Source organism: Desulfocicer niacini (genome assembly GCF_054657595.1).
In genome coordinates this window covers 1-25,896 of the sequence record NZ_BAAHYK010000005.1, presented here as the reverse complement: position 1 = coordinate 25,896, position 25,896 = coordinate 1, and the positions used below count along the sequence as shown (strand labels likewise).

Sequence of the window (25,896 nt, the reverse complement as noted above, 5' to 3'; positions counted from 1 at the left end):
CTCTGCCACGAAATCCGTCCAAACTCGTTTTAACACTTCACCAACTCCCCAGAAAATCACCGGCGGTTGATTGGTTTGCTGGCCCTTTTTTTACAAGTGTCAACCAGTAAATACGGATACGCCACTCTTTTTTCCCCTGTAACACGGTGATCAAGCCGTTCTCTTTTGAATATAGGCCTTAAGTGCCTGGTCAAGATCCGGTTCAAGAAGGCTATCAGGAGCTTTTTCCAGAATTTCCTTGTATTTTTTATTGGCAGTGACAACCATGTCTGGAGACCCTTTGGCCTCCCAGGCATCATTGGCATCCCAATCGGAGATGGTGGGGGACCACATACCACGGCAGGCCTTAAAGGTGCTGGGATGGGTCAGATAGGTGCCGCCATGGCCAATCTCCTGGATGATCTCAGCGGCCAGGGCTTCGGTGGAAAAGGCAACGCCCTCCTTAATGCGCAAGGCACGGCTGATGATCTCCTGATCTATGATCATTTTTTCATAGGAGATGGTCATCAATGCATCCAGGGTGCCCACACACTGCACCCCGATGTTGGCACCACTTAACACCCCCATCAACAGACTCATCATGGTTTCATAGCCCGCCTGGCAATCCACAGCCTTGGAGTGGGTAATGCCGCACATGGTACGGGTGGGGAGATGGTAATATTCCCGTCCCATCTGGATGTTGGGGGTGTTGATGAGCATGGCCTCCGGAGTGCCTGCAGCAAAACTGCCGTTTTTCATATACCCGGTGGTGGAGGCCGTGGCATACACCACCGGTGCCCCGGGCCGGGTGAGCTGGGTGAGCACGATGCCGGCCAGAAGTTCCACATTCTGGAGTACCGCCGTACCCAGAAGACTTACGGGACCGGAAACACCGGCCATTATGCAGGGGGCCAGCAGGGTGATCTGGTTTCTTTTTGCATAGGCCATGATGGTTTCCACGGTTTCCGATGCATACCCAAGGGGGGTCAGGGGATTAACCAGAACACCTGCCAGATGATGGCCATCCACAAAATCCTTTCCACCGAAAATCATATCCAGCATCTCAAAATTCTGCAGCACCTTCTCCTTGTCAAAGCAGAAGCCGATGAGGGGTTTATCCGTATTTTTTACGATTTCGTAGAGCATGTGAAGATGCTTTTTTTCCGGGTCCACATCAGAGGGATCAACGGGGATGGTGCCGTTGAGATGGATGTGTTCGCCAGCCTGGCAAATCTTCATGATGTTGGCATAATCTTCCAGGGTGGCCTTGCGTCGTCCCCGGTCCAGATCCTGCACAAACACCGGCCCCACATTGGGCTGCACCAGAAATCCTTCTCCCACGGTTTTACTGCGGGCTTCATTCCTGGCCGTCCAGGTAAAGGTCCGGGGGCAGGTTTCAAGGGCCTTGTCAACCAGGACCTGGGTGATGAAAACGGTTTCACCATCCACCTTTGCCCCATGGTGTTTAAAGAGTTCCAGGGCATCTTCACAATGGAAACGCACACCTGTGTTTTCAAGCACCTCCATGGATGCCTGGTGAATGGCGTCAAAGTGTTCCGGGGAAATGACTTCCAGATGATTGTTGAGTGGCATAATAATATCCTTTTTTCCTACCTTTTTTGAAAACCGGCTTTACCTGAAGGGCTTTAAAGCACAACAACAGGTGTTTTTCATTGAATCCGTAAATAAAGAGGACTCCTGCCCCATGGCAGGCACCCACAGGTGCTCCATCGAACAGGAGCCGTGCAATGTAATGAGATTATTCTTCGTCCGCCGCCTGTTTCAGCATTTTAAACACAGACACGGCCATCATGATGGTGATAATGGCAAAGGGGGCTCCGGCTATGATGGCTGCCTTTTGAAGGGCTTGGAGACCACCGCTGGCAAGAAGCACCATGGCAAGGGAGCCGATGAAAGCGCCCCAGATGAGTTTCATGGGCGTTTTGGGTTCAGTGTCGCCATTGGACATCTGCATGGCCACAAAAAACGAGGCTGAATCAGCAGAGGTGATCAAAAAGATAATAAGGTTGATGAAAACAATGAATCCCACCAGGGTTCCCATGGGATAGGTGGATAAAAGCACATAAATGCCCGAGCCCATGTCGGCCTTTAAAGCACCTGCAAGATCGGCAACACCTGAAATCTGGGCATGCTGGGCAGCCCCTCCCACAATGCTGAACCAGATGATGGCCACAACTGTTGGAACGGCAGTAACCCCGAGGACAAATTCACGAAGGGTACGCCCCTTGGAGATACGGGCCACAAAACCGCCGCAGAAGGGACCCCAGGAGATCCACCAGATCCAGTAAAAGACCGTCCACCAGCCAAGCCACTGCCCCTTGCTGGCCGTGGCATCTGTCCAGAAGCTGAGCAGGGCAAAATTGCTCAGATAACTGCCGGCGGTCTGCACGGTGATGTTCAACAGTTCAATGGTGGGGCCGGAAAAGAGGATGAAAAGTCCCCAGCAAAAGGCGATGATAACATTGGCGGTGGAGAGATTCTTGATGCCCTTGTCAATGCCGGAGATGGCGGAAATCACATAGGCGGTGATGAGAAAGGCCATGAACACCATCTGCCCGCCGGTGCTTAATCCGGCACCGAAAATATGCTTGATACCGGCATTGATGCTGATAATGCCAAGCCCCAGGGCGGTACTTACACCGGCGATGGTGGCGAAAGCAGCCAGGATTTCCACCAGGCGGCCAAAGGCGCTGCCGATGATTTTATCGCCAAAAAGGCCGTAAAGGGAGATGGAGACGTTCATGGGTTTGCCCATGCGATAGGCGGGAAAAGCAATGGCAAGGCCCACCAGGGCAAAAATACCCCAGGCATGGAGGCCCCAGTGCATGACTCCGATCTGAATGGCAATGATCCGGGCCGCAGGGGTCTGGGATTCTGCAAGATAGGGGGTGTTCATGTAGTGCATGATGGGTTCACCCACGGCCCAGAAGGCGTATCCCACACCCACGCCGCAGCTGAACAGCATGGCGATCCAGGAAAAATAGCTGAACTCAGGCTTGTCCTCAGCCTTTCCCAGTTTCAGGCTGCCGTACTTTCCAAAGGCGATCACCATGATGACGATAAAATAGATGGCCACAGACAAGATAAAAAACCAGCTGAACCGGGCCGTGATCCAGGACTGGACACTTGACAATCCCCCGTCAAAACTTTCCGGTGCCACAAAACCGTACACCACGGCAAAAAGGGTGATGACGGCCGTAACCCAGAAGATGACCGGGTCAAAGGGCCCCAGATATCCGGCCAGACCGCTCTCTTTTCTTTCCTGGCCCGGGACGGCCATTGAATCTGTATGATTTGACATGATCGGTTTTCCTTTTAATGTAGATGCCCTGGTAAAAAGACCGACATTTTTTCCACATCATATTGGGCTTTCAAAATGCTGATAACGACCACCTGATGTATCAAAAAAAACAAAGTCCCGACTTTTTACAGGTTCATCATTTTTATTTCTGGCTAAGCAACTCGGTGATTTTCACGATTCCGTCCTGGGCATCCTCGGCATAGGCATCGGCTCCGATGCGGGCCGCCCAACGGGGGGTAACAGGGGCACCACCCACCACGGTGATGAAGCGCTCCTTCAGGCCCGCCGACTTCAGGGCCAGTTCCAGACGTTTCTGCTGATCCATGGTGGTGGTCAACAGAGCACTTGTCCCTATGACATCAACATTGAGTTCCAAAGCCTTTTCAATGATGGTATCCACGTCCACATCCCTTCCAAGATCATGCACGGTGAAACCATTGGCCTTCATCAGTGACACCACAATACATTTACCGATATCATGGACATCTCCCTTTACCGTGGCGATGAGCACCCCGGCTTTGGCAGCCCGTTTGGTGGTCTCATTTTTTGCCAGGGCATCGTTTACAAGATCCGTGGCCACCTTCATCACATCGGCGGCCTGGATAAGTTCAGGCAGGAACAGAGTGCCCCGGCTAAACAAATTTCCCACTTCGGCTATGCCGGGGATCAACGCCTTGTCCAGAAGTTCAAGGGGATCTTCACCCGAATCAATCACCCCTTCGGTGATCTGCCGGATACGCTCCATATTCTGGGTTAATATCATCTGTTTTGCGTCTTCAAGCAGTTGTTGCTCAATCATATAAAGTACTCCTGAATATTCGTTGTGTTATCTATATGGTTTTTCCGAGCCGGACCGGATCACAACAGCGACCATTTAAATAAATCCGGTGCTCAACCCATTTTCTCCACATGAAACTTCGTCCAACATTTTGAAATCATAGAAATTTCATTCGCCTTTCTGGCTGGCGCGACAATCATATGTTTTTTTATATGAAAAGGTAGCCTTTAAGTCTACCTCAGCAGAGCCCCTCTCCCGATGGGCAATAGGAACCGGACAATCGAGCTGTCTACAGTTCCGATCCGGGCCCATTGACCATCGGGGGAGGGGCGGCATAATGCCATTTGGCTCCGCGTCTACGACCCTATCTTCGTTGTGTCCGCCAGGACATGAGGGTTATAAGAAAGTGTGGAAATGCCTGACATTACTTTCATGGTTTGTTGTGGGCGGAATGGGATCAGAATACGGTCCGCCCGTGGCGGTTATGCGGAAGGAACCTCCTTCCACACGGGGATTCCAAGTTCCCTTTCCGTTTCTTCCACAATGCGTCTCAACTCTAGGGCAACTTCAGCCGAAAGGGGTTCTGGATAGTGTTGTTCCATAAGACGTCTGGCCTCGGCCACTGCCCGGTCGTAGAGAGTCGGACAGCCCGCTGCTTCCCACTGGGCACGCACCCTGCGGTCCATGAGACGTGGGCTGGATTGAATTTTCATGTTCTGAAAGGTATTTTTATGGCTGAGAAAATCTTTAAATGGACCGACCTCCTTGATCACGTCCACGGAAAGAGTTTTATCATTCACCGGAATTCCCATCACAACATGCTTGATCATTTTCGCAAATTCATTGTCCATGACCAGCTGACCATAATCAAATGTCATGCCACTTTCGAGCATTCCCAGACCATAGATGAGGTTGGCACCTGCCAACGCCGCCGTCATGGCCGTAAGGGTTTTTTCGTGTCCGCTCTGGGCATCGCATGTCTTTGAATCGCCCTAACCACCGGCGACCCACGTGGGCAGTCCATAGTAATTGCCAAGCCGTGCCACGGCAGCGTTTATCATGGCGCATTCCGGGGTGCCCACAGATGCCGAACCAAAGCGCAGATCCATGGCCGTTGTGGAGCTTCCGTATATCATTGGGGCACCTTTTACGGTGTTCTGTCCCAGGACAATCCCGCCCAGCACCTCGGCATTGTGGGTCACCATGGTGCCTGCAAGGTTCACAGGAGACGATCCCCCGGCCATGGCCATGGAAAGGACATTGACAGCCAGGCCATGCCGGGCACCTTCCATGATGATTTCACAGGTATCCCGCACCAGTTTAAGGGGACTTACCGGGCAGGTGTTAAACGAGAGAAGGGGACGACGTCTGAGGGCATCCATCCCCCCGGCCACGGCGGCAGCCATTTCGGCAAGCTTCTTTACCAGAAAACCGCTTATGGGGCCGATGAAACAGTGTTTGGTGGTATTGGCAAGCAACACCTCGGCATTGTGAAGGGGGGCCACGGCCTGATCCACATCGTGGGCACCCACGGCCCTCAAATTCACATCAATTTCGTCCATGGCATCCACCATTCTGGCAGTCATGGCCACGTCTCGTTTTGTGGTGGGACGGATCTCTCCCGTATCAATATCCACGATCTTGATGCCTTCACCAAAGTTGGTAAATCCAACGCGATTTCCCTCCATCACAAAATCGTGCTCAGGATTTCGTCCGGCCAGAAGAATCTTGGAAGGCGCACTGTCGATGGCTTCCTCAATCATAAACGGATGAAAACGTACAATTTTTTTATCTCGGTCCACCATGGCACCGGCCCCTTCAAAAACATCCAGCGCCGATTCATCCTCCACAAAAAGACCGGTCTCCTTTAACACCTCAAGGGTTGCAAGGTGAATTTCATGAAGCTCGTCATCGGAAAGCATGTTGAGGTTAAAACCCCCGCTTGACCGCTTTCCTGCATGCAGGTTACGTCTCATTTTTTTTCCTTCATTTTTCCATTCATGCCATTGGTTTACAGGCGGAAAGGGAAATGTCCGCAGATGTGCACATCCCCTTGGGAAAATAAGTCCACCAAAACCCCATCTTCAAATAATACTTTTTGCGTTGTCACCTCTTGAATTCAGAGGTATTGACCCTGAAGGAGAATTCGATGCACGGTGCACTGCTCCCCCCAACGCCCATCCTTTCATATCAGCCTTGACAAGGCACTTACTTTCTTGCGGCGATTTTCATGCCCCAAACGATTCTGCAATCTGCCCAAATCCAAATGCAATCTACATGCCACCAACGATTTTAAAAAAATATAATTAAATAACAGGCGGTTATGGATCAAAAATCAGATATGCGAGACAGCGATCATCAGAGATAAAACAGTCGATATCGACTCAAAAGCAAAAAAAACGTTTAATTGCAGAGACTTGTCAAGAGGCGATATCGTCTCAAACAACCACCAAACACAAATTGCTGATTTTATTAAATTAAAATTACACAAGAATTTATATCGACTCAAAAATTCTGAAGCACAACAGGGCCAATCGTCATCGTTGTCAGACCGACGGGGTCAGGCTTGCATTATTGAAGCCTTACCCCGTCCCCACGAATATAACACGGTGAGGCGGCAGCCGTCACTTCATGCGTTTATTGGCTTTCAACACCTTGGAGAGGGCATGCTTTTTTAGCTTTCGCATCACCTGGGATTGGGTCATACCAAGGTGGGAGGCAATGGCCCTTGTGGTGGTGCAATGGGATATGGTACGGGTGAGAAGTTCTTTTTCAAAGGCCATGACCATTTCGTCAAAGCTTTGCTTTCCATCGTCGGGGGAAACGGGGTATGCCATGGCGCCCCCCCGGGGATTCATGGTGGCGGTGGTGGCATCAAGGACAGTGTCCATCAAATTGGTCTCGCTCATGACAACGCTTTTCTTGATGGCATTTTTCAACTCCCGGACGTTGCCGGGAAAGGGATAGGACTGGAGCCGTTCCAGCCCCCGGGAGGAGATCCGCCGCTCCATGCCGTACTCGTTATTATATTTTTCCAGGAAAAACATGGTAAGCTCAAGGATATCCTCCGGCCGGCGGCGAAGGGGTGGCAGGGTCAGGGTGAAGGTGTTCAGGCGAAAATAAAGATCCTGCCGGAAACGCTTGTGGTTGACCTGATCCACCAGATCCACATTGGTGGCGGCAATGACCGTGCAGTTGATCTTAATGGGTTTAAGCCCTCCCAAGTGGAACACCTCCTTGTCTTCAAGGCATTTTAAAAGCTTGGCCTGGACCGACTGGCTCAACTCCCCCAGCTCATCCAGGAAAAGGGTACCGCCCTGGGCCATTTCAAACAATCCGATCTTGCCCTGATCCCTGGCACCGGTGAAAGCTCCTTTTTCATACCCGAACAGCTCCGCCTCAAGCAGGGTTTCCGGAAGGGCCGCACAGTTTATCTGGACAAAAGGGCCTTTTTTATTGAGACTGTTCATATGGATGAACTTTGCCAGCAAGCCCTTGCCGGTGCCCGATTCCCCAAGGATAAGAATGGTTGACACATGGATGCGGGAAAGCTTCAGGGCCGCCACCAGCACCTCCTGCATCTCCTTGCTTCTGGCGATGATCTCCTGATCCCGGAGTTCTTTCAAGTTCAGGGCCGTCATGGCCTCCCTGATACGGTCGGTCTCGCCCCGCACCTGTTCCAGTTCCTGCTGCAGGCGGTTCAACTGGGTCAGATCCCGCTCATTGACGATGACCATGGAAATATTGCCTTCATCGTCAAAAACGGGGGTGGAGGTAACAAGCAGGGAACGTCCTGTTCGCAGAGCCTTTTGCATCATGCTCACGGTTCTGCGGGTCTGGAACGCCTTACGGGTGACGGACAGATCCACAATGCCGGAACTGACAAGGGCTTTATAATGCTTTCCCACCACCTCTTCTGCCCGGATGTTCAAAAGAGTTTCGGATTTGCGGTTGATGCGCACCACCGTGCCGTCACCGTCAATGACCCATATGCTTTCAGAGGAGCTGTCCAGGATGGATTCAAGCTTCTGGTTGGTGTTCTGCAGGTCAAGGGTCTGGGCCTTTAATTCGGCCTGGAGATTCTCCCGGGAGTTGTACAACTCTGCTTCCATCTCCCGCTCCCGGGTGATGTCCAGATGGGTGCCGACCACCCTGACAGAGCCCTGCCCTTCCCTTTCGCCCACCCGCATGCCCCGGGAACGGAACCAGCGATAACTGCCATTATTGGTCCTGAGCCGATACTCGGAGCAGTAGGTATCACAGGAACCGTTGACAACCTCATCAAATTTTGCCAGGGCGTCTTTTCGGTCATCTGGGTGGAGCATCTCCTCCCAGGCTTTCAGGGTGGGGGGAAACTCTCCGACCCGGAACCCCAGCATTTCATAATAGCGTGGACTTAAATAGCCCTCTTCACTTCCGGTGTCCCAGTCCCACAGGCCGTCAACCGATGCCGTCATGGCGTAATCAAGGCGTTCTATCTCGTGCTTTCTTTCGGTAATGTCATGGACAATGGAAATAAGGAGGGTTATTTTCCGGTTTTCATCCGATACACAGGAGGTGCTCATCAATGCCCATATTTTCTTCCCCTGCAGGGGGTTAATGATGACAAAAATATCCCGGGCCACCCAGTGGCTGTCGGGAGTGTCAGGACTCTCGGGTCCGGGAGACTTTAAAAGGAAGGTGTTGTACGGTGTTTTTTCAGGATAAAACATCTTGCCGCCCGCATTGAAAAAACCCTGTGCAAGGGTTTTCCCCAGCAGGTTTTCCCGGGAAACGCCCATGAGATCAGCCATGACAGGGTTGATGAACACAACGGTGTTGTCGACCCCGCTGGTGATGATGATTCCCTGGGGGGCCTTGTCAACGGCTGCACGAATCAATGCGTTCTTTTCCACATCCATCAATAAAACCTGATCTTTTTAAACCGCCACGGGCGGAGTATATTTCGTGACCCGGGTCTGACCACAACAAAGATAGTAAAACCAACCAGTTTACCGGGTTTTTCATATAAACCCACATGGCTGTAAATACCAGCCAAAACGAAAAATGAAACCCCTACGATTCCAGTCTGTTGTACGGCGTTTCATATAAATCGGGCATGTCCTATCGAACATAACGAAGATAGGGTCGTAGACGCGGAGCCAAATGGTATTATGCCGCCGCCCCCCCGACGGGCAATGGGCCCGGCCCGGAACCGTAGACGGCTCGATTGGCCGGTTCCTATTGCCCGTCGGGGGGGCGGCTCTGCTGAGGTAAACTTGAAGGCTACCTTTTCATATAAAAAACATACATGGCTGCAACCACCAGCCACAACGAACAATTACAAAGCAGTTGCTATCAGCACCCAGCACCTAATACCCAGCACCTGCTGTTTCATATAAAAAAAATTATGGACATTGTTAATTTTTTTTACATAAGCTTTTTTAAATCTTTTGTCTGCTGTTTTGCAAGAACTTTCAAGGCCCGGGCCACATCTGCCTGCCCTTTTAGTTTTTCCGCAGCAGCTTCGTAATAAGCCAGGGCACGGTCAATCAACGCCCGGGACTTTTGGGTAAAAGCTGCGTCGTCCATCCCCTGTGATGCCACGCCTTCCAGAACATAGGGTGCCTGGGTAAACCCCTGTATGGTCTCAAGGATCATCTCCGTGACGTTCTCCCGCCGGACCCGCTGCACCTCTTTTATGCGCTTGCCAGCTGTTTTGGCCAGGGCCTGGCACAGAACATGGTGGGCGGCCAGGGCCGGATTCCCTGCGGCATCGTCAAAAAAAGCCTTTTGTTCCTTTTCCATCTCCTCGGCAAATCCAAGGATACTTCCAAAATTAATCAGGGGCATGGCACCTCTTTTCGTTCCAATTCATATTGTTTTTTCTTTGGGGTGGGGGCCAGGCGCTGATACCACATAGCCTGCCCCCGCTGACCCGGCAATTGTGACGGGCGCCCCATCTTATGATCAAGGCCTGAATTTGGCTTAAAAATACCGTTCAATCACCACCTTGGTGTCTGTGAAGAACTGAAAGATCTCTCGGCCATGGCCCTTGATATCACCGAACATGGAGTTACCGGAGCCACCAAAGGGGAAAAAGCTCATGGGAGCGGCAATGCCAATGTTCACCCCGATCATACCGGGAGCTGCCCGATATCTCAACTCCCGGACGGCTTTGGCGTTCTGGGTGTAGATGCAGGCGGCATTGGCAAAATTACGGGTATTGATAAGCTCAATCACATCGTCCAGGGTCTCTGAACGGACAATGCTCACCACAGGCCCGAAGATCTCCTCCTTTGCAATGGTCATGTCCGGTGTCACATTATCAAAAATGGTGGGTCCCAGAAAGAACCCGTCCGGGTACCCGTCCACGGTAAAATTACGGCCGTCAAGGATGAGGTCTGCCCCCTCCTCAAGCCCCTTTTCAATATAGGAAAGGACACGTTCCCGGTGGGCCTGGCTTACCACCGGCCCCATGGCAGTAGTTTCATCCAGCCCGTTGCCCACCTTCATGGCACGGGTGGCTGCCACAAATTTTTCGATAAAGGCATCTGCCCCCTCACCCACCGGCGAAAGGATGGAGCCTGAAAGGCAGCGCTGACCCGCACATCCAAAAAAGGAGGTGATAAGGGATGGCATGCCGGCATCCACTTCTGCATCGGGCATGATGGCCACAATATTTTTGGCCCCGCCCAGGGACTGAACCCTTTTGCCCGTGGCACCGCACCGCTCATAGATATAGCGGGCCGTGGGGGTGGAGCCCACAAACGAGATGCCCTCAATGTCAGGATGGTCCAGAAGACCGTTGACCACATCCCGGGAACCGTTGACCATGTTGATCACCCCTTCGGGGAATCCCACATCATCAATGATTTCAAAGATGCGGTTCTGGGTCATGGGCACCTGCTCTGAAGGCTTCAGCACATAGGTGTTTCCCGTAACCAGGGCATAGGGAATGAACCACCATGGCACCATGGCTGGAAAGTTGTAAGGAGCCACACAGGCAAAGACACCCATGGGCTGGCGGTAAAGGGAAGAGTCAATGCCCCGGGCAATGTCCTCCAGGCAGTAGCCGGTCATCATGGTGGTGACGCCGGTGGCATGCTCTATGTTTTCGATCATGCGGCGCACTTCACCCCGGGATTCATCAATGGCCTTTCCCTGCTCGGTGGTGAGCACCCGGGCAATCTCCTCAAATTCATCCTCAAAAGCCTCTTTCAGCCGGAACAAATATCTGGAACGGGCCAGGGGCGGGGTCTGTCTCCATTCGGGGAAAGCCTCTGCTGCTGCTTTTACGGCAAGATCCACGTCCGCCCTGTTTCCGTAAGGCACCGTGGCAATCTTTTCGCCAAGGACAGGATTCCAAACATCACCGAAAACCTCTGAAGCGGAGCTGACCCAATCGCCGTTTATATAATTTTTGATCACCTGTATACTCATGTTTCTGTCTCCCATTTAAAAATCATGGCGCTACAATTGAGCCAGGCTCTCTTCCAGCACATTCACCAGGTTCAAAATATCTTCCCGTTCAATGCAGATGGGGGGGTTGATGCGAAGAATATTGCCATGAACGCCACCACGGCCCATGATAACGCCTTTGGCCTTGGCATATTCAGCCACCTGCATGGCCTCATCGGGTGCGGGTTCTTTGGTGGTTCTGTCCTTGACACACTCAATGCCTCGCATGAGGCCCTTGCCCCTGAAATCACCGATTACATCATATTTCTCCATTAAGGCAACCATTTTCTCTTCCAGCAGATTCCCAAGCGCCATGGCGTTTTCCATGAGCTGATCCTCTTTAATCACCCGCAAAACCGCCCTGCCCGCAGCACATGCCATAGGGTTTGAGCCGTAGGTGTTAAAGAATTTCTTTTGGGCCATGGCCTCGGCCACCTCTCTTTTTGCCACAACCGCCGCCAGGGGATAGCCGTTGCCGATACCCTTGGCCATGACCACAATATCCGGGGTCACGCCATGGGACTCAAAACCCCACATATGGGAACCCATGCGTCCAAAGCCCGTCTGAACCTCATCAACGATGCACACGCCACCGGCGGCACGCACCCTTTCAAAGGCCCCCTTCATGTAGCCGTCGGGCATGGGAATCACCCCGCCAAAACCCTGGATGGGCTCCACAATCAAACCGGCAATCTGTCCCGGGGTGGAAGAACGGATGGTGATGTCTATCTCGTCCAGGTAGGGTTCCACCACGGCACCATGGACACCCCGATACTGATCCGGGTTATGGACATGGAGAATGCCGGGGCTTGAAGGGATTTTGTGCCGACAGGTGCCGATACCGGTGAGGGACATGGCCCCGAAATGAAGCCCATGGAAACTATTCCTGAGGGATAAGATATCAAAGTTACCGCTGTAAAGTCGTGCCATCAACATGGCCAGATCGTTGGCTTCGGCACCGCTGTTGACAAAATGGGCGACCCAGTCTTCCCCAGGAGGCAGGGTCTCCACCAGCTCCTGGGCAAAGTGGGCGGGCACGGCCTGGTAGTACATGGTGGTACAGTGCACCATTTCATCAATCTGCTTTTTGGCTTCGTGGTTCACCAGGGGATGATTGTGTCCCACACTGATGCACAGATTCTGGGCCAGGCAGTCCAGATATTTTTTGCCGGTCTCATCCCAGACATACTGCATGCTTGCTTTCTTAAGCACCACCGATTTCTGGAAGGCTGTAAAGGTTGCAAGGGAAGGAGACATGTACTTGTGCCGACGGTCCAGGGTAGCCTGATAATCCCAGCTGGTTTCAATGGGTTTGTAGTGATTCATCAATGATCTCCTTTCACATTAACCCGCTTTTTCGTTTAAAGCGATTGACACAGTTGATATCCATGCCCATCAGACGTGCGATGTTGATCTTTGCTGCCATGCTGTCGGTGGTTCCCTGACCTTCTGATAACCGGAAAATATTGAGGTCCTCCCTCACTTCTCCCATCACCACAGGATCATTCAAATCAAAGACAGAGACAGAAAGCTTCTCAGCAACCATTTTTTTTGCCGCATCGATTCTCATTCCACGGTTCAGCTGCAGACGTGCCACCAGATCTCCGGCAGTGCGTACTCCGCCCATTCCCGAGGAGAGTGCATGTGCGGCATGCATCCCGTATGGATCGCCGACGCCAACCTACAGCCCGTCAAGTCGGCAGATCTCAATATGGGCCTTGCTGGCCTTGGATAGTGATCCCACCGGCGGGGTCAAGGTCAGGGGAACGCCGCACACCCCCATGCCAAGATTGGCATGGACCGGGATGGAGGAGGCCTCTGAAGCCGCCTTGCAGAAAGTCACGGACCGGGCCGTATTCCAGGGAAGGGATTCGCTGGTGACAATGTTTATGGCAGGACCGAATATGGTGGCCCCGGCCTGCTGGGCAAGGCGTACCTGATCCTGGGGATAGAGCCCGGCAAGGCGGGTACCTTCCCAGAAAAGATCGCCATGCATGCCAAGGACAAATTCACCGGCCATACCCATTTCAATACCCATGTCCGGGTATTTTTCCCTTAAAATTTTAACGGTCTTCAATGCCGCCAGAAAATCGGCATCACCGGCGGCACCCACGGTATCAATGTTGATGCCGTCCACCCCACCTTCGTACATTTCCGATGCCACAAACACCATGTCGCTGACGGCATATTCAATGGCTTCTTCATAGGCCTGGCGGGCCTCGTCAATCTTGCCCATGGGCAGAAGATCAGAGGGGTTGGGGCAGGGCCCGTCGGGCTGGCTGTAGAGGCCAAGGTTAGGCATACCGCCATAAAACACCGGTGCCACGGTGGAGTTGAGCAAAAGATCCAGGTCCGGAAGCTCAAAACCCACGATGGGTTTCACCGGTTTATAACTGTAGTCGATGTGCTGCAGTTCCAGAGTGTCTGCCCCCATGGCCCTTTCAAACACCTGAAGGGACTGGACCCTGTCAATGACAATGTGGGCCCGCCGGATCTTGGAGGACATGCCGTCGTAGGTCATGCACACTTCCCTGCCCGACTCCACACCCATGATTTTATCTTTGCATTTGAAAATATCAAACATGTGCTGGATCTCATCCTGGCCAAGCGGCGGTACCTTGCCCCGATCCACTGCATCCTGCACTCCGGCTTCGATATCTGCCATGACCTCATCCGGGGTCATCTCAAGCCGATATCCGTCGCCGGTACGCGTCAAGATTTTTTCCATCTATCTCTCCTTTACTCAACGGATACAACCATCTTCAACCTCCAGCCAACTGCTGTATTCGGCGCTCCTCATTCCCAAATTTACACTTTCCATAACCATGTCCCCATGGGGATGGAAATTTCAAAAAAAGAGCAAACCACTTTGCAGTGGTAAATGATGGATGTCCTGTCTTCACTAAAATTTCATCACAGCAGATGCCGCATGAAAAATTAGAAGCTGTAATCCGCGAGTCCTTTATCAAAATCAAACTTTTTAAAACACGATGAAATCTTGTTTTGATGCCATCGTGCCAGATATCATTACAGTGCTTGCCGTAATACCAAACGATAGATTGCAGTCTGCGTCTGGAGCCTGAAATGACAACCGCCATGGGATGCATCTGCACACGTTGACAGCCACATGGCTGTTCCATGTGAAGAGGATCCATCCCGGAGATAGAAGAAATATTTAGCAACAATCATACCAGGTTTTCAAAACAGAAAAATTAGATATAATCTACTGATTTTAAAAGTTATTTTCACCACAAATCCCAAAACGCCCTTTCATTTCATCGAGGATCCTTGATCCTTTTTCAACTCAAAACTGATAAAAAGACTTTTATTCAAGAAGCTTATGAAAAGAATTTATATCGACTCAACATAACCCATTAATTTTAATATAAATTTAATTCCATATCTCCAAAAAATTCGATTTCAACTCAAGAAGCAGCAAAAAGTAAATCCACCTTGATCCGGGGCGGTCAAAATGGACGCTGTAGGCGGCTTTGCGGTTAATCCTGTGCCAGAGCGCCTTGAATTCCTTCCTGTTAAAATTATCATTTAAAGGATTTGTTTTGACGCTACGCCCATTTTCGGGTTGGGGAAGTTTTGCATCGCAGTAAAGGCTTTCGATCAACTGAAAAATCTGTTCTTTGTAAGGCTGAAGCGCTTCAGGAAGCGGGGCCACCGTCCCCTCTTTTACGGCATTATGATACGCCTGGGCAACATGATCATTGTCATCGGTGTAAACATTTTTTAACAGATATTTGTATATCTGTTTGGCCATCTGGGGGGTTACTTCAACCGTGTCACCATCAATATCCATAATCTTGCCTGTAAAATAGGCCTCATCCGCCACCCGGGGACGATCCGAAAGAGACTGGCTGAGGTCCTTTTGCAGGCCGGTGACAAAATCCTTATAACCTTCACTGGCAACCACCGTCAAAACATAAGAACCGGCTTATTGGCCTTGATCACGTCAATGGGACGGCGGCTCTGGAATTCATCCAGCTCCTCGTAGATGCGTCGGTTGTCCTTGCCCCGTGCGTTAAAGGCCTGGACATTGATCACCATAATGTTGATACCTGCATCGGAGGAAAAACTTTCAAGGTTATGGAGCTGCCTGGAGTTGTAGATGAAAAACCTGGCCCGCTTTTTGTACTCCTCCTGAAAATGTTCTGCCGTTATCTCCAATGATTTATAAACCCCCTCACGGATGGCAATGCTGGGAACCACGATGATGAACTTGGTCCAAGCAAACCGGCGGTTCATCTCAAAAATGGTTTTGATGTAGCAGTAGGTTTTTCCGGTACCGGTTTCCATCTCCACATCCAGATGATATGGGGCAATGGCCCGGGCCTTTTTAGTGTATGGCTTATCAACAACAAATCCGTTGCGTTTTATGGTTTTGAATTCCTTGATTGACTGGCTTTGGGGCAGATTCTGACGGCGTTGCACCTGCTGTATATTTTCAAGCATCTGCTGTTCGTTCAGGGCGGCCAGTTCATCTTCATTGAGATAATTCTTGGCAATGGCCACATCCTGCTTGCGGACTTTAGCCCCCCGGTAACTGGTCAGCCCCATATTGGGTTTTTCCGCATCCACCCTGGAATGAACAATTTCTGCGGCCGTCTGTCCGGTAATGGCCCAGTGCATCTTGTTTTGAACGGTTTTGAAAAAATTGATGCTTGATATCCATGGTGGGGTCATAATCAATGCTGGTGGCGTAAATGTCGGTGATTTTCTGATAAAAACGACGTTCCGAGGTCCGGATATCCTGTATGCGTCGCGTCAGCTCTTCAAAATAATCAAAGGGCAAATTTGGGTTTTTCAATCGTTCATCATCCAGGGTAAAGCCCTTGATAATATACTCTTTCAACCGTTCTGTGGCCCAGATGCGGAAACGTGTGGCCACATGACTTTTTACCCGATAACCCACGGAAATAATCATATCCAGATTGTAGAAATCCACCATGCGGGTAATTTCTCTTTTCCCCTCAATTTGAACTATCCGATATTTTCGGATAGTTGGGGCAGGATCAAGCTCCCCTTCTTCATAAATGTTTTGAATATGATGGTTTATGGTGCGCACATCCTTTTGAAACAACTCCGCCATCAACTTTAGAGAAAGCCAGACCGTCTCATCTTCCAGTCGGACATCCAGTTTCAGGGTTCCGTCTTCTGCCTCCAGCTCTTTCAGGTCGTCAGACATATCATGGATGGCAAAATCTGATCCTGATTGCTTATATTCCTCAATTCGTGCCAGCATGGTGGTGTGTTTTTCTTCAAGGGCCGTCAGGGTCATGCGGAAAGAGTACACCGAGCTTTCATGGCGTTTCAGAAGGTTGGTAGTCATCAGGGACTGAAGACTTTTTTCCCGATCTGCCTGGCGCAATTTTCCTTTTCCACCCTCAATGGACGTGTCGTATAATTCTTCATACTTTTTCAAACGGCTTGCCAATACATAACTCACCGGGGCGTACACCGAGAGTTTCAGCAGTGAAAGTTGCGCATAGATTCCATTAAAATCCATGACATCGGAACGAACACTCAAAGGGCAACGAAAGGAGATAGGCTTTTTTCTGACGGGAAATTGCCCAATTTCGCTTGTGTCGTAAAAGGTTTCAATATGCTTTCTGGAACGGGCGATTGTGACGCTGTCAAGAAGTTCGAAAAAATCAAAATCAAGGGCATCCAGTATGGATTTGGCCGTACGTTCACCGGGGGGTAATTTTGACCATCAGTTAAAAACGGTCTGGGCCTGCCGGAATATTTCTTCTATACTTTTACCCGTCCGAAGTTACTGGCTTAGATTTTCTGACTCCCCTTCATAGGCAAGGGCAAGCTGGTTGCGCAGATCATTGAAGCGATTATTTACCGGCGTGGCTGAGAGCATCAGCACTTTTGTTTTTACACCGTCCCGGATGACGGTATTCATCAGTTTTTTGTACCGGGTCTCTTTATCCTTGTAAGTATCATTGTTTCTGAAGTTGTGGGACTCATCAATTACAACCAGGTCATAATTACCCCAGTTGATCTTGTTCAAAGGGGTGCCAAAGGAATCCCCACTGGTGCGCAGGAGATCGGTGTGACAGAGCACATCGTAATTCAGGCGATCCGCCGCCAGAATATTGGTCTTCAGGTTCCGATTGTAGTTTGGCCAGTGCCCCATCTTCACCTGTTTGGGGATGCTTAGATACTAATGTTATGTGAGCATCCCCAAACAGGTGAAGATGGCATGTTGACCGAATATTTACATTTTTATTTTGTCATCCCCATAAGAGACATAAGCTTCTTTCCCAACTCAGCATTATCATACATCCCCAGAAACTGTTCATATCCCACACCCGTGGCCGAAGTAATGACGGGGGTACCGGTGTGACTGTAAGACCCCCAGGCAATACCGGCCTTCTGGTTTAAAAGATGTGTCAACGTTATGCTTAAAGGGTCATTTCCGCCATACCTGAGGTAGAATGCATACGCTTCCGATGGGGTGGCCTCACCGTGCACACTGATTTTATAGGCATCCCGGAGCTGTTCCACTTCACTTGGTTTCAAGTGCATGATATCGCTGTCATCACCTTCAAAGTGAAGTCCCAGGTATTTTTTGGCCAGAGGTTCCATCTGTTCAACCGCTGAAATATCCTCCGCAAATCCAAGTCCAAAAAACTTTGTGATGATGGGTTCCATTTCCTCAAAGGAAGGTTTTTTTTCCATGGTCCGCAGAGGAATGATAATATCCTCCGCAAATCGAAGCCCGAAATATTTGGTAATGATGGGTTTCATCTCCTCAAAGGACGGTTTTTCTCCCATGGCCCGCAGGGGCATGACAATCTTTTTTTCAAACCTACGGGAAGACATTTTCTGATGGTGGAGAAGGGTAAAATCCATGTCATAGTGGGTACCGGCAAATCCAAGGCTCATTCCACCGCACTCATGGTCGGTGGTGACAACAATCAAGGTTTCCAGGGGATGTTTCTGCAAAAAGACAAAGGCCTCATTGATGGCAGCATCAAAGGCAATGGTATCACCAATGGCCGCAGCCGCATCATTGGCATGGCAGGCAAAATCAATCTGTCCTCCCTCCACCATCATGAAAAACCCCTTCTCCCCTTTCAGAAGTTCAATGCCCTTGCGGGTGAATTCCGCCAGGGAGATGTCTGTATCATCGGCGTCCATGGCATAGGGTAATGAATGGCCATGTCCAGACTGACGGTTCATGACAATCACTTTATCAGCCCCAGGAGAAAGGGCATTGAACGCCTCCCGGGTATTGACAAGACCATACCCGGCCTTACGGATAACATCCAGGGCGTTGCCTTTAAAATCAAGTGACTTACCATATTTGTTTTCAGGATCTCTGAACCCGCCCCCGGCAAAATAGTTAAAATCACTCCGGGCCAGGGCAAGCGCAATGTCATAGTACTGCTTTCGGGAAGGCACATGGGCGTAGAAGGCGGCCGGGGTGGCATGATCTATGGAAACACTGGTGATGATACCGACCTTCCTCCCCTGGTCCCTGGCCCGCTCTGCAATGGTTTTAAGGGGGCTGTGGTGGATATCAAGCCCCAATATCCCCAACCGGGTCTTCTCTCCACAGGAGATGGCCGTGGCAGCTGCGGCAGATCGTGTAATGAACTGATTCGCCGCACAGGTGGTGGTGATTCCCTGGCCGGGGAAGCTATCCATAAGAAGGGGTTTTCCAGCAAACTGACCGGCTGCCACCCGCTGGCTGATGCCCATGCCATCACCTATGAAAAGAAACACATACTTTAATTCCGATGCGGCAGCATGCCCGCCATAAAGCCCTGACAGACAGATAAAGCTTATTAATACATAAAGAAATCTAAAATTGATTTTCCGTTGCATGATAATTTAATATCCTTCTCTATTTCGGTTAGCAGATAAGATTCGTTGACCTTAAGGTTATGCAGACGTTGTGCTCAGCCACTGTCCCATGAAATCATCTCGGGCACAAATCAAGGATTGCCTCCGAGTCTAATAAGCACTAAGTATCACAATATTATGAAGAATGGATGATTTTTCCCCCCGTTCGACAATGATAGAGACAAAACACAAAAACAACGGGAAAAACCTGCGCCGCCTTGACCCGGACACAAGGCAATGCTAATTTGACCAGATCAAACAAGGGCCGGACCACCGGCCATGGACGATCATTCGTGGACCAAAGGGATCACATAAAAATGGAAAAAATATCCGCATGCACACTGGATTGCCAGGACACCTGCTCCACCATTGTCACGGTTCATCCAGAGGACAACCACGTATCCATCACCGGCAACCCGGACCATCCATTTACCAAAGGATTCATCTGTTCCAAGGGAAAAAACGCCCACCAGCGCCGGACAAGCCCCCGCCGCATCACCACTCCTCTGATCCGCCGGGGGGATGGGTTCCGACCAGGCACCTGGGATGAAGCCCTTAATCTCATTGCCGAAAAAATCACTGCCCTGGGTAACCAGCCTGCTTCCATGCTCCATGTCCGTCATTACGGCTACCGGGGGGCACTTGCCGACGGCAGCAAATATCTTTTCAATGCCCTGGGGGCCTCCACCACCCGGGGTGCATTGTGCGACGATGCCGGATGCACGGCATATATGGCAGATTTCGGTGCCCTCAAGATGAATGACCCCATGGATCTTCTCAATGCCCGTCACATCATCAACTGGGGCAAAGACCTCTCCCGATCTTCCATTCATCTGGCGCACATTGTCCACCAGGCGCGCAAACGGGGATGTCGGGTCACCACCATTTCTCCAGGGGGAGATAAAAATAGCGCCTGCAGCGATTATATCATTCGTATCCGTCCCGGCAGAGACAGATTTCTTGCCGCAGCTGTCATCAAGGCTGTTTTAGATCGTGGCCTTGCCCATCGCCCTGCCCTTTCACGGGCAACGGGCCTTGACGGGTTTTTGAAAGGTCTGGCCCATCACACCCAGGAAGGCCTTTTAAATGCCTGTGACGGCTCCGTCAAAGACCTGGAACATCTGGTTTCTATTTTTACCCAGGAAAAAAAATCTGCTGAACAACAGGTTGAAAAAACTGAAAAACCCACTGTTGAAACGCCCATTGGCTATGCCAAAAACAAGTCCAGCCTCCCGGAAAGAGACCCCGTGGCCCTGATCATGGGATGGGGGATCCAGCGTTATCTCTTCGGGGGGGAAACCGTCCGGTACCTCAATGCCCTCTCCTTTTTGTCAGGTCATGTGGGACAATCCGGAGGCGGCACCTATTACAACATCCCTTCCAGCCGGAATATCAACACAGACTGGGTAACCCGGGCCGGGAAACCCTCCCGAAGCCTTGTTTTACCCCGCATCGGCAAAGAGATATTAACGGCCGATCCCCCCATACGGTTCCTGCTGGCCGATGGCAGTAATTTCGTAAACCAGGCCCCGGACGCCGACACCACCATCAAAGCCATGAAACAAATTGATTTTAAGGTGGTCATTGATGCCTTCATGACCGACACGGCAGCTCTTGCCGATGTCATCCTGCCCTGTGCACTGGATTATGAAAGGGAAGAAATTGTGGGATCTTGCCTGCACAACTGGGTAAACTATGCCCGGCCTGTTTTTCCACCATGGGGAGAGGCCCGATGCGACTTTGATATCATGTCCGATCTTGCCGGACGTCTTGGGATTTCATTTCCGGAAAGGGAACAGGTTCTGAACAAAGCCCTGGACACGCCCCCCATGAAAAAACTTGCAGATCCCCTGGAGGAAATTAAAAACAAAGGATTTGTAAAAGCGTCCCATCCGGACATTGCCTGGCCGGATCTTGTCTTTGACCATGGGGATGGAAAATACCGGCTGCCCGGCCCCCTGAGTCCGGAACCCCTGCCGCCCCGGGGATTTCCCATGCACCTGTTAACCCTGGTTAACGGTAATGCCATGCACTCCCAGGTGCCGGAAAAACAATTCCTGGCCCTGGAGAGCACACCCACCCCCATTGAAGTGTGGATCAACCCCGAAGCTCCCCATCTGGCTCAGATTGATCTTGCCTTCCCCGTCCATCTGGTCACCCCCCTCGGAAGTATACTGGTACAGGTAAAAATGCTGAAAAATCTGCACCCCATGGCCCTTATCATCCGTCGGGGGGGGTGGCTCAAGCATAACCGATGCGTCAACAGAATCATTGAGCCTGCCATAACGGACATGGGGGAAACGGCTGCGTATTACAGTCAGTATGCCCGGCTGGAAAATGGAGCTTGATCACAACAACAGGGTTTGATCACAGATTAATCACGACACAAACATATAGGTAACCACCCCGGCAATGGCAAGCCAGATATTGGTGATATTGCTCACCGTAATATTGAGTATGGCCGCCTGGTACTTCCCGCGGTTCAAAAGGACCAGGCAGCTTTTAAACTCCGGCCAGCTGGAAAGGGTTGCCAGCACAAAAAACCCGATGACCCCCTTTGGGGCATGGCTTTGTTCCGAGGCAAAACTCACCACCGGGTCAAGAAAATAGCCGCCCATGATTAACACGATAATGGCGGGAAATATGCTCCACCCGGCGATCATCTCTTCTTCCATGGATGCCTGTGCCACCTCCACCGGCCGTTTAAAAAAAAGCAACCCGGACACAGCAAGCCCCACGCCCACCCAGTATTTATGAAAAGCCACAGGGATAATATAAAAAGCCACGGCCATGCCTGCCGTAAGCACAATGCAGCTCAAACTGTATTGCCAGTTGGTTTGAAGGGTTTTTAAAAACACCCCGCAAACCAATGCGGCGGCAATGAGCAAAATGGGATTCATAAAATTGGAACCCAGCGGTGTGCTGGCAGCAAACAGGACATCCCCGGCCACCAGCCCCACAATAAGGCATACAAGCTCCGGACCATTGGTGATAAACCCTGTGATAGTGCCCAATCCCTTCACCTCCTTAAGGGTTTCAATGATGATTTCAATGGATAAGCCAATTAAAATCATCACCAGCACAACCCCCCCCGCCGCGATGAAGGATTTATTAAAATCACCGTCGAACAGCAATGAACAGGTGCAAAAGAACATAACCACCAGTATCCAGCATATCATGTCCAGCCGCCCCACAGAATTAACCAGAAATTGCTTCATGGCCGTCCTCCCCCCGCTTTGCATATATAAATTTAAGGACCGATAAAAAAGTCTGCCCCCGCCCGGGCAAGCCCATTGAAAGCCACCCCTTCAAAAAAAGGAGACGCACATTTTATCATCCGTTCCGTAAAACCTTATCTTTTATCACAAGTTGCTCCCGGCAAAAAAACATTTTTGCAAAGCGCAAAAAACACAACACCTTCCCGGCCGGAAAGGTGTTGTGTTTTTCAGTATGAAGTGATGGAGGAGGGCGGAAAGAAAGTCTGATCAAAAATTTCAGTTAATGGGCAGCATCCCTCTTTCCAGGATAATGGCGCGACCAACGTCGGATTTAATGAAATCCACAAAGGTTTTGATGGATCCTGTGGGTTGACCTTTGGAAATCATGTAAAAGGTCTGGGTGTAAGGATACTCTTTTTCACCGGGTTTTTTGCCGTCAATGGCCACAACTTTAATGTTGGGATGGCTAATCTGGGCGCCTCTGGAAATAAAGGAAACCGCTCCCAGGGGCAATGATTCAATGGCTTCCAGCACCCTGGGGGCCAGGTAGGTGGCATAATCATATTTGATTTCTTTGTCTTTCATGATCAGACGTCTGAAGTTTTTATGGGCACCGGTTTCCTCGCCGGGAACCACCAGGGTAATGGGCAGGTCTGGCCCTCCCACCTCTTTCCAGTTGGTAATCCCACCGGAAAAAATCTGCTGGAGCTGGCCGGAAGTCAACTTGTCCACAGTGGCAGATTTATGGGTAATAACCGCCAGAGGATCTTTGCAAAAGGGGATTTCCACCAGTCCATAGTCTTTATAACGCTGGTACAATGAGCGCGTGCTACTGGCAATGTCCGTCAGATCTCGCATGGCCCTGTACACACAATACTGTGAAGATGCCACGGATAACTCAATGGGGATACCTGTGGTTTTTGTAAACAGATCCAGCCTTTTATTTTCAAATGCCTCATACACCTGGGCCGAACAGCTGTATCGCAAGCCTTCAGCAGCCGTTGCCGACCCCGCGGGCACCATGGCCCATATCACCAGTAAACTTAAAACGGTTACACATGATAAACGAATCGCTTTTTTCATGATGTCTCTCCTCATCCCTGACGGTTGAATGCCTTTTGTCTGTCAGCAGCGTTATCTCTTCGTACTTCCGACTGCTTTTTTCTAAAGATTGAAAAGCAAATCATGTGCCATTGTTTTATATTTAATAACTCATGAGTCGTAAGTTCTCATTTCACATAATACATATGCTGTTTTAATTTATCATTGGGCACATCATGTGGTGGCAAATTGAAGAACTTATGACTGACGAGTTAATAAAAGCCTGTTATCAGGGATCTTTTTAACAAAAATAAAAAGTGATTCATTGAGGATATGATGAATTTTCTTTACAGGTTGTAAATTTTCTTGACATGGACTTCTCTTGGGGATGGCATCATGTTGTGCCCCATGTTATCAAGCCCGATTAATCTCTAGCAGTTAAAATATCCAGTCCATGATCATACACGGCGGTTTCAACATCCATAAGCCCCAGAATGGTGTGGAAAAGATAATCATGGCTGTACTTATGATCACGTTTTCTTAAAAGTGCAGCCCTGTCAATTTTTTTAAAATGTTCCCCGAACCAAAACACCGCTGGAACATGACGCTGGTTATCGGGCGCAATAAGATAGGGAAGTCCATGTAGATACAAGCCGTTTTCCCCCAGGGACTCTCCATGGTCCCCCACATAAAGCATGGCCGTGTCAAAGGATGTCTGATTCTGCTTTAAAAACCCAATCACCCGGGAAAGAAAATAATCGGTGTATAAGATGGCATTGTCATAGGCATTGTTAATGTCCTCTGTGCTGCATTCTTCCAGCTGATTGCTCTTGCACACCGGTGTAAATCTTTCAAATTCAGGGGGATACCTTTTATAATATGCCGGGCCATGGTTCCCCATCTGATGGAGAACAATAAAAATATCGCCCTGCTGCTGTTCTTCAACATAGGACTGCAGATTTTCCAGCATACTCACATCTCTGAATTCAATGTCTCCCGCAGCATTCGTTGCAGAGGTCTTGTAATCATGGTAGGGAATTCTTCCTGCCACCTTCAGAGAATTTGAATTATTTTCCAGCCACAAAAGGTTCACTCCGGCATGGTTAAGTACATCCAATACGTTTTCGGTGGTTTTTCCCTTTTGATCATTAAATGCGGAGCGCTTATAAATGGAAAACATGCAAGGCACGGACACGGCCGTTGTTGTACCGCAGCTCCAGAAATTGGTGAAGCTGATGACATCTTCCTGTTTCAGCAAGGGGGTGGTCTCCCGTTCATAGCCATTCAGGGAGAACCGGTCTGCCCGGGCCGCTTCACCAATGACAAAGATAACAAGTTTTCTGGGGACATCAGACACCGGGATGGTGGCATCCAGCCCCACCTGTTTCAATCCGGAAGATGTTGTTTTAAAAAGTCCATGGATATATTTACCGGAAGAATAGAGATAATAAGAAGGATTTGCATAATATCGCAGGGGTTTGTGCTCCCTGAAAAACGATGTATAAAAATCGCTGAACGCAAACATCAAGGCAACGACGCTCAACAATGTGAAAACAAACAGCTTTATCCGTGATAGACTGGCCTGCCATCTGGATCGGGACACAATTTTTGACTTATAGACAAAAAAAGCCGGCAATAGTCCTGTAAAAATCACATACAGTATCAGCTTCAGACTCAACAGATCCAGGGATTCCGCCATATCGGTGTTCAAGATATTCTGAATCATGGTTTCATCAATAATGATGTTATAGGTGTCCATGAAATAGGCGGCCATGGAAGAGACCGGAAAAAGAAGTATCAACACCGGTTTAATGGTATACCGAAAACACAACAGGGACAGCACAAGAACAATCAGCCCCCCGCATCCCCAGACCAGAGAAAGGAGAAACCCGATGTTTTTTGCGCTTATCGGATAGATCTGGATCACATTGGAAAAAAAGGCGATATTACTGAAGATAATAAAAAAAACCGCACTCAAAATAATAAGGCGGGTGCTTGTCATCTGGTTTGAAAAATAATTGTCTTTTCTCATTCTGACATTCATATCCGATCATCATTATTTATGCAAGATCATGGGCCAAAATATGAAAACCAACTTTTCAGATCGTAAATTTTATCATATAGTACATTTCAGGGCTTGGGCACAACATGGGCCACCTGAAGAGGATCAGCCCCATATTTTTTTTATATGAAACGCCGTACAACAGACTGGAATCGTAGGGGTTTCATTTTTCGTTGTGGCTGGG

Annotated in this window: 17 protein-coding genes and 2 pseudogenes; 1 reads left to right on the top strand and 18 read right to left on the bottom strand. The window is 50.0% G+C overall.

Annotated features, from left to right (window positions below):
• Positions 1 to 150: 150 nt before the first annotated feature.
• The 15 genes and pseudogenes from ACYQ2M_RS03565 to ACYQ2M_RS03495 form a co-directional block, all read right to left on the bottom strand.
• A complete protein-coding gene (locus ACYQ2M_RS03565) occupies positions 151 to 1,572 on the bottom strand; it encodes a trimethylamine methyltransferase family protein (RefSeq protein ID WP_459914942.1) in 1,422 nt (473 codons plus the stop codon).
• A gap of 166 nt (positions 1,573 to 1,738) precedes the next feature.
• Positions 1,739 to 3,301, bottom strand: coding sequence for a BCCT family transporter (locus ACYQ2M_RS03560; protein WP_459914941.1), 1,563 nt, complete (start codon positions 3,299 to 3,301; stop codon positions 1,739 to 1,741).
• A 142-nt stretch (positions 3,302 to 3,443) separates the two neighbouring features.
• Complete coding sequence (locus ACYQ2M_RS03555; protein ID WP_459914940.1) at positions 3,444 to 4,100, bottom strand: cobalamin B12-binding domain-containing protein; 657 nt, start codon at positions 4,098 to 4,100, stop codon at positions 3,444 to 3,446.
• Positions 4,101 to 4,561: 461 nt separating this feature from the next.
• Positions 4,562 to 6,001: pseudogene (gene mttB / locus ACYQ2M_RS03550) on the bottom strand ([trimethylamine--corrinoid protein] Co-methyltransferase).
• 702 nt (positions 6,002 to 6,703) lie between these two features.
• A complete protein-coding gene (locus ACYQ2M_RS03545) occupies positions 6,704 to 8,980 on the bottom strand; it encodes a sigma 54-interacting transcriptional regulator (protein WP_459914939.1) in 2,277 nt (758 codons plus the stop codon).
• A gap of 508 nt (positions 8,981 to 9,488) precedes the next feature.
• A complete protein-coding gene (locus tag ACYQ2M_RS03540) occupies positions 9,489 to 9,911 on the bottom strand; it encodes a hypothetical protein (protein WP_459914938.1) in 423 nt (140 codons plus the stop codon).
• A 135-nt stretch (positions 9,912 to 10,046) separates the two neighbouring features.
• A complete protein-coding gene (locus ACYQ2M_RS03535) occupies positions 10,047 to 11,501 on the bottom strand; it encodes a CoA-acylating methylmalonate-semialdehyde dehydrogenase (protein WP_459914937.1) in 1,455 nt (484 codons plus the stop codon).
• 30 nt (positions 11,502 to 11,531) lie between these two features.
• Positions 11,532 to 12,845 (bottom strand): aspartate aminotransferase family protein, encoded by a 1,314-nt coding sequence (locus tag ACYQ2M_RS03530; RefSeq protein ID WP_459914936.1) that lies wholly within the window; start codon positions 12,843 to 12,845, stop codon positions 11,532 to 11,534.
• A 13-nt stretch (positions 12,846 to 12,858) separates the two neighbouring features.
• Positions 12,859 to 14,247: pseudogene (mtbB, locus tag ACYQ2M_RS03525) on the bottom strand ([dimethylamine--corrinoid protein] Co-methyltransferase).
• Between the two features lie 34 nt (positions 14,248 to 14,281).
• The gene (locus tag ACYQ2M_RS03520) at positions 14,282 to 14,617 is read right to left on the bottom strand and encodes a hypothetical protein (RefSeq protein WP_459914935.1); all 336 of its coding nucleotides are present in this window, start codon (positions 14,615 to 14,617) and stop codon (positions 14,282 to 14,284) included.
• A 293-nt stretch (positions 14,618 to 14,910) separates the two neighbouring features.
• Positions 14,911 to 15,444, bottom strand: coding sequence for a hypothetical protein (locus ACYQ2M_RS03515; protein ID WP_459914934.1), 534 nt, complete (start codon positions 15,442 to 15,444; stop codon positions 14,911 to 14,913).
• 2 nt (positions 15,445 to 15,446) lie between these two features.
• Positions 15,447 to 16,160 carry a RhuM family protein gene (gene rhuM / locus ACYQ2M_RS03510; RefSeq protein ID WP_459914933.1) on the bottom strand — a complete coding sequence of 238 codons (714 nt, stop codon included), beginning with the start codon at positions 16,158 to 16,160 and terminating at the stop codon, positions 15,447 to 15,449.
• Entirely contained in the window at positions 16,060 to 17,037 is a 978-nt protein-coding gene (locus tag ACYQ2M_RS03505; RefSeq protein WP_459914932.1) for a virulence RhuM family protein, read from the bottom strand. Before ACYQ2M_RS03505 ends, rhuM begins: the two co-directional genes overlap by 101 nt.
• A gap of 267 nt (positions 17,038 to 17,304) precedes the next feature.
• Entirely contained in the window at positions 17,305 to 17,676 is a 372-nt protein-coding gene (locus tag ACYQ2M_RS03500; RefSeq protein ID WP_459914931.1) for a DEAD/DEAH box helicase family protein, read from the bottom strand.
• A gap of 89 nt (positions 17,677 to 17,765) precedes the next feature.
• A complete protein-coding gene (locus tag ACYQ2M_RS03495; RefSeq protein ID WP_459914930.1) occupies positions 17,766 to 19,373 on the bottom strand; it encodes an alkaline phosphatase in 1,608 nt (535 codons plus the stop codon).
• 335 nt (positions 19,374 to 19,708) lie between these two features.
• Here ACYQ2M_RS03495 and ACYQ2M_RS03490 point away from each other — a divergent pair, with 335 nt between their 5' ends.
• Positions 19,709 to 21,739, top strand: coding sequence for a molybdopterin-dependent oxidoreductase (locus tag ACYQ2M_RS03490; RefSeq protein ID WP_459914929.1), 2,031 nt, complete (start codon positions 19,709 to 19,711; stop codon positions 21,737 to 21,739).
• Between the two features lie 30 nt (positions 21,740 to 21,769).
• On the opposite strand, the gene ACYQ2M_RS03485 is transcribed toward ACYQ2M_RS03490, so the two are convergent.
• The 3 genes from ACYQ2M_RS03485 to ACYQ2M_RS03475 form a co-directional block, all read right to left on the bottom strand.
• The gene (locus ACYQ2M_RS03485; RefSeq protein ID WP_459914928.1) at positions 21,770 to 22,609 is read right to left on the bottom strand and encodes a sodium:proton exchanger; all 840 of its coding nucleotides are present in this window, start codon (positions 22,607 to 22,609) and stop codon (positions 21,770 to 21,772) included.
• A 276-nt stretch (positions 22,610 to 22,885) separates the two neighbouring features.
• Positions 22,886 to 23,692, bottom strand: a complete 807-nt coding sequence (locus ACYQ2M_RS03480) for a substrate-binding domain-containing protein (protein ID WP_459914927.1) — start codon at positions 23,690 to 23,692, stop codon at positions 22,886 to 22,888.
• A 382-nt stretch (positions 23,693 to 24,074) separates the two neighbouring features.
• Positions 24,075 to 25,682: a phosphoethanolamine transferase gene (locus tag ACYQ2M_RS03475; protein ID WP_459914926.1), complete on the bottom strand. Its 1,608-nt coding sequence runs from the start codon at positions 25,680 to 25,682 to the stop codon at positions 24,075 to 24,077.
• Positions 25,683 to 25,896 lie beyond the last annotated feature (214 nt).

Bases quoted from the DNA above. Each gene is read 5' to 3' on its own strand.
- ACYQ2M_RS03485 (WP_459914928.1), bottom strand. From the start codon at position 22,609: ATGAAGCAATTTCTGGTTAATTCTGTGGGGCGGCTGGACATGATATGC.
- rhuM (WP_459914933.1), bottom strand. From the start codon at position 16,160: ATGCACTGGGCCATTACCGGACAGACGGCCGCAGAAATTGTTCATTCC.
- ACYQ2M_RS03560 (WP_459914941.1), bottom strand. From the start codon at position 3,301: ATGTCAAATCATACAGATTCAATGGCCGTCCCGGGCCAGGAAAGAAAA.
- ACYQ2M_RS03530 (WP_459914936.1), bottom strand. From the start codon at position 12,845: ATGAATCACTACAAACCCATTGAAACCAGCTGGGATTATCAGGCTACC.
- ACYQ2M_RS03480 (WP_459914927.1), bottom strand. From the start codon at position 23,692: ATGAAAAAAGCGATTCGTTTATCATGTGTAACCGTTTTAAGTTTACTG.
- ACYQ2M_RS03545 (WP_459914939.1), bottom strand. From the start codon at position 8,980: ATGGATGTGGAAAAGAACGCATTGATTCGTGCAGCCGTTGACAAGGCC.
- ACYQ2M_RS03490 (WP_459914929.1), top strand. From the start codon at position 19,709: ATGGAAAAAATATCCGCATGCACACTGGATTGCCAGGACACCTGCTCC.
- ACYQ2M_RS03540 (WP_459914938.1), bottom strand. From the start codon at position 9,911: ATGCCCCTGATTAATTTTGGAAGTATCCTTGGATTTGCCGAGGAGATG.
- ACYQ2M_RS03520 (WP_459914935.1), bottom strand. From the start codon at position 14,617: ATGGCGGTTGTCATTTCAGGCTCCAGACGCAGACTGCAATCTATCGTT.
- ACYQ2M_RS03565 (WP_459914942.1), bottom strand. From the start codon at position 1,572: ATGCCACTCAACAATCATCTGGAAGTCATTTCCCCGGAACACTTTGAC.
- ACYQ2M_RS03495 (WP_459914930.1), bottom strand. From the start codon at position 19,373: ATGCAACGGAAAATCAATTTTAGATTTCTTTATGTATTAATAAGCTTT.
- ACYQ2M_RS03535 (WP_459914937.1), bottom strand. From the start codon at position 11,501: ATGAGTATACAGGTGATCAAAAATTATATAAACGGCGATTGGGTCAGC.
- ACYQ2M_RS03500 (WP_459914931.1), bottom strand. From the start codon at position 17,676: ATGGGGCACTGGCCAAACTACAATCGGAACCTGAAGACCAATATTCTG.
- ACYQ2M_RS03475 (WP_459914926.1), bottom strand. From the start codon at position 25,682: ATGAGAAAAGACAATTATTTTTCAAACCAGATGACAAGCACCCGCCTT.
- ACYQ2M_RS03505 (WP_459914932.1), bottom strand. From the start codon at position 17,037: ATGGATTTTAATGGAATCTATGCGCAACTTTCACTGCTGAAACTCTCG.
- ACYQ2M_RS03555 (WP_459914940.1), bottom strand. From the start codon at position 4,100: ATGATTGAGCAACAACTGCTTGAAGACGCAAAACAGATGATATTAACC.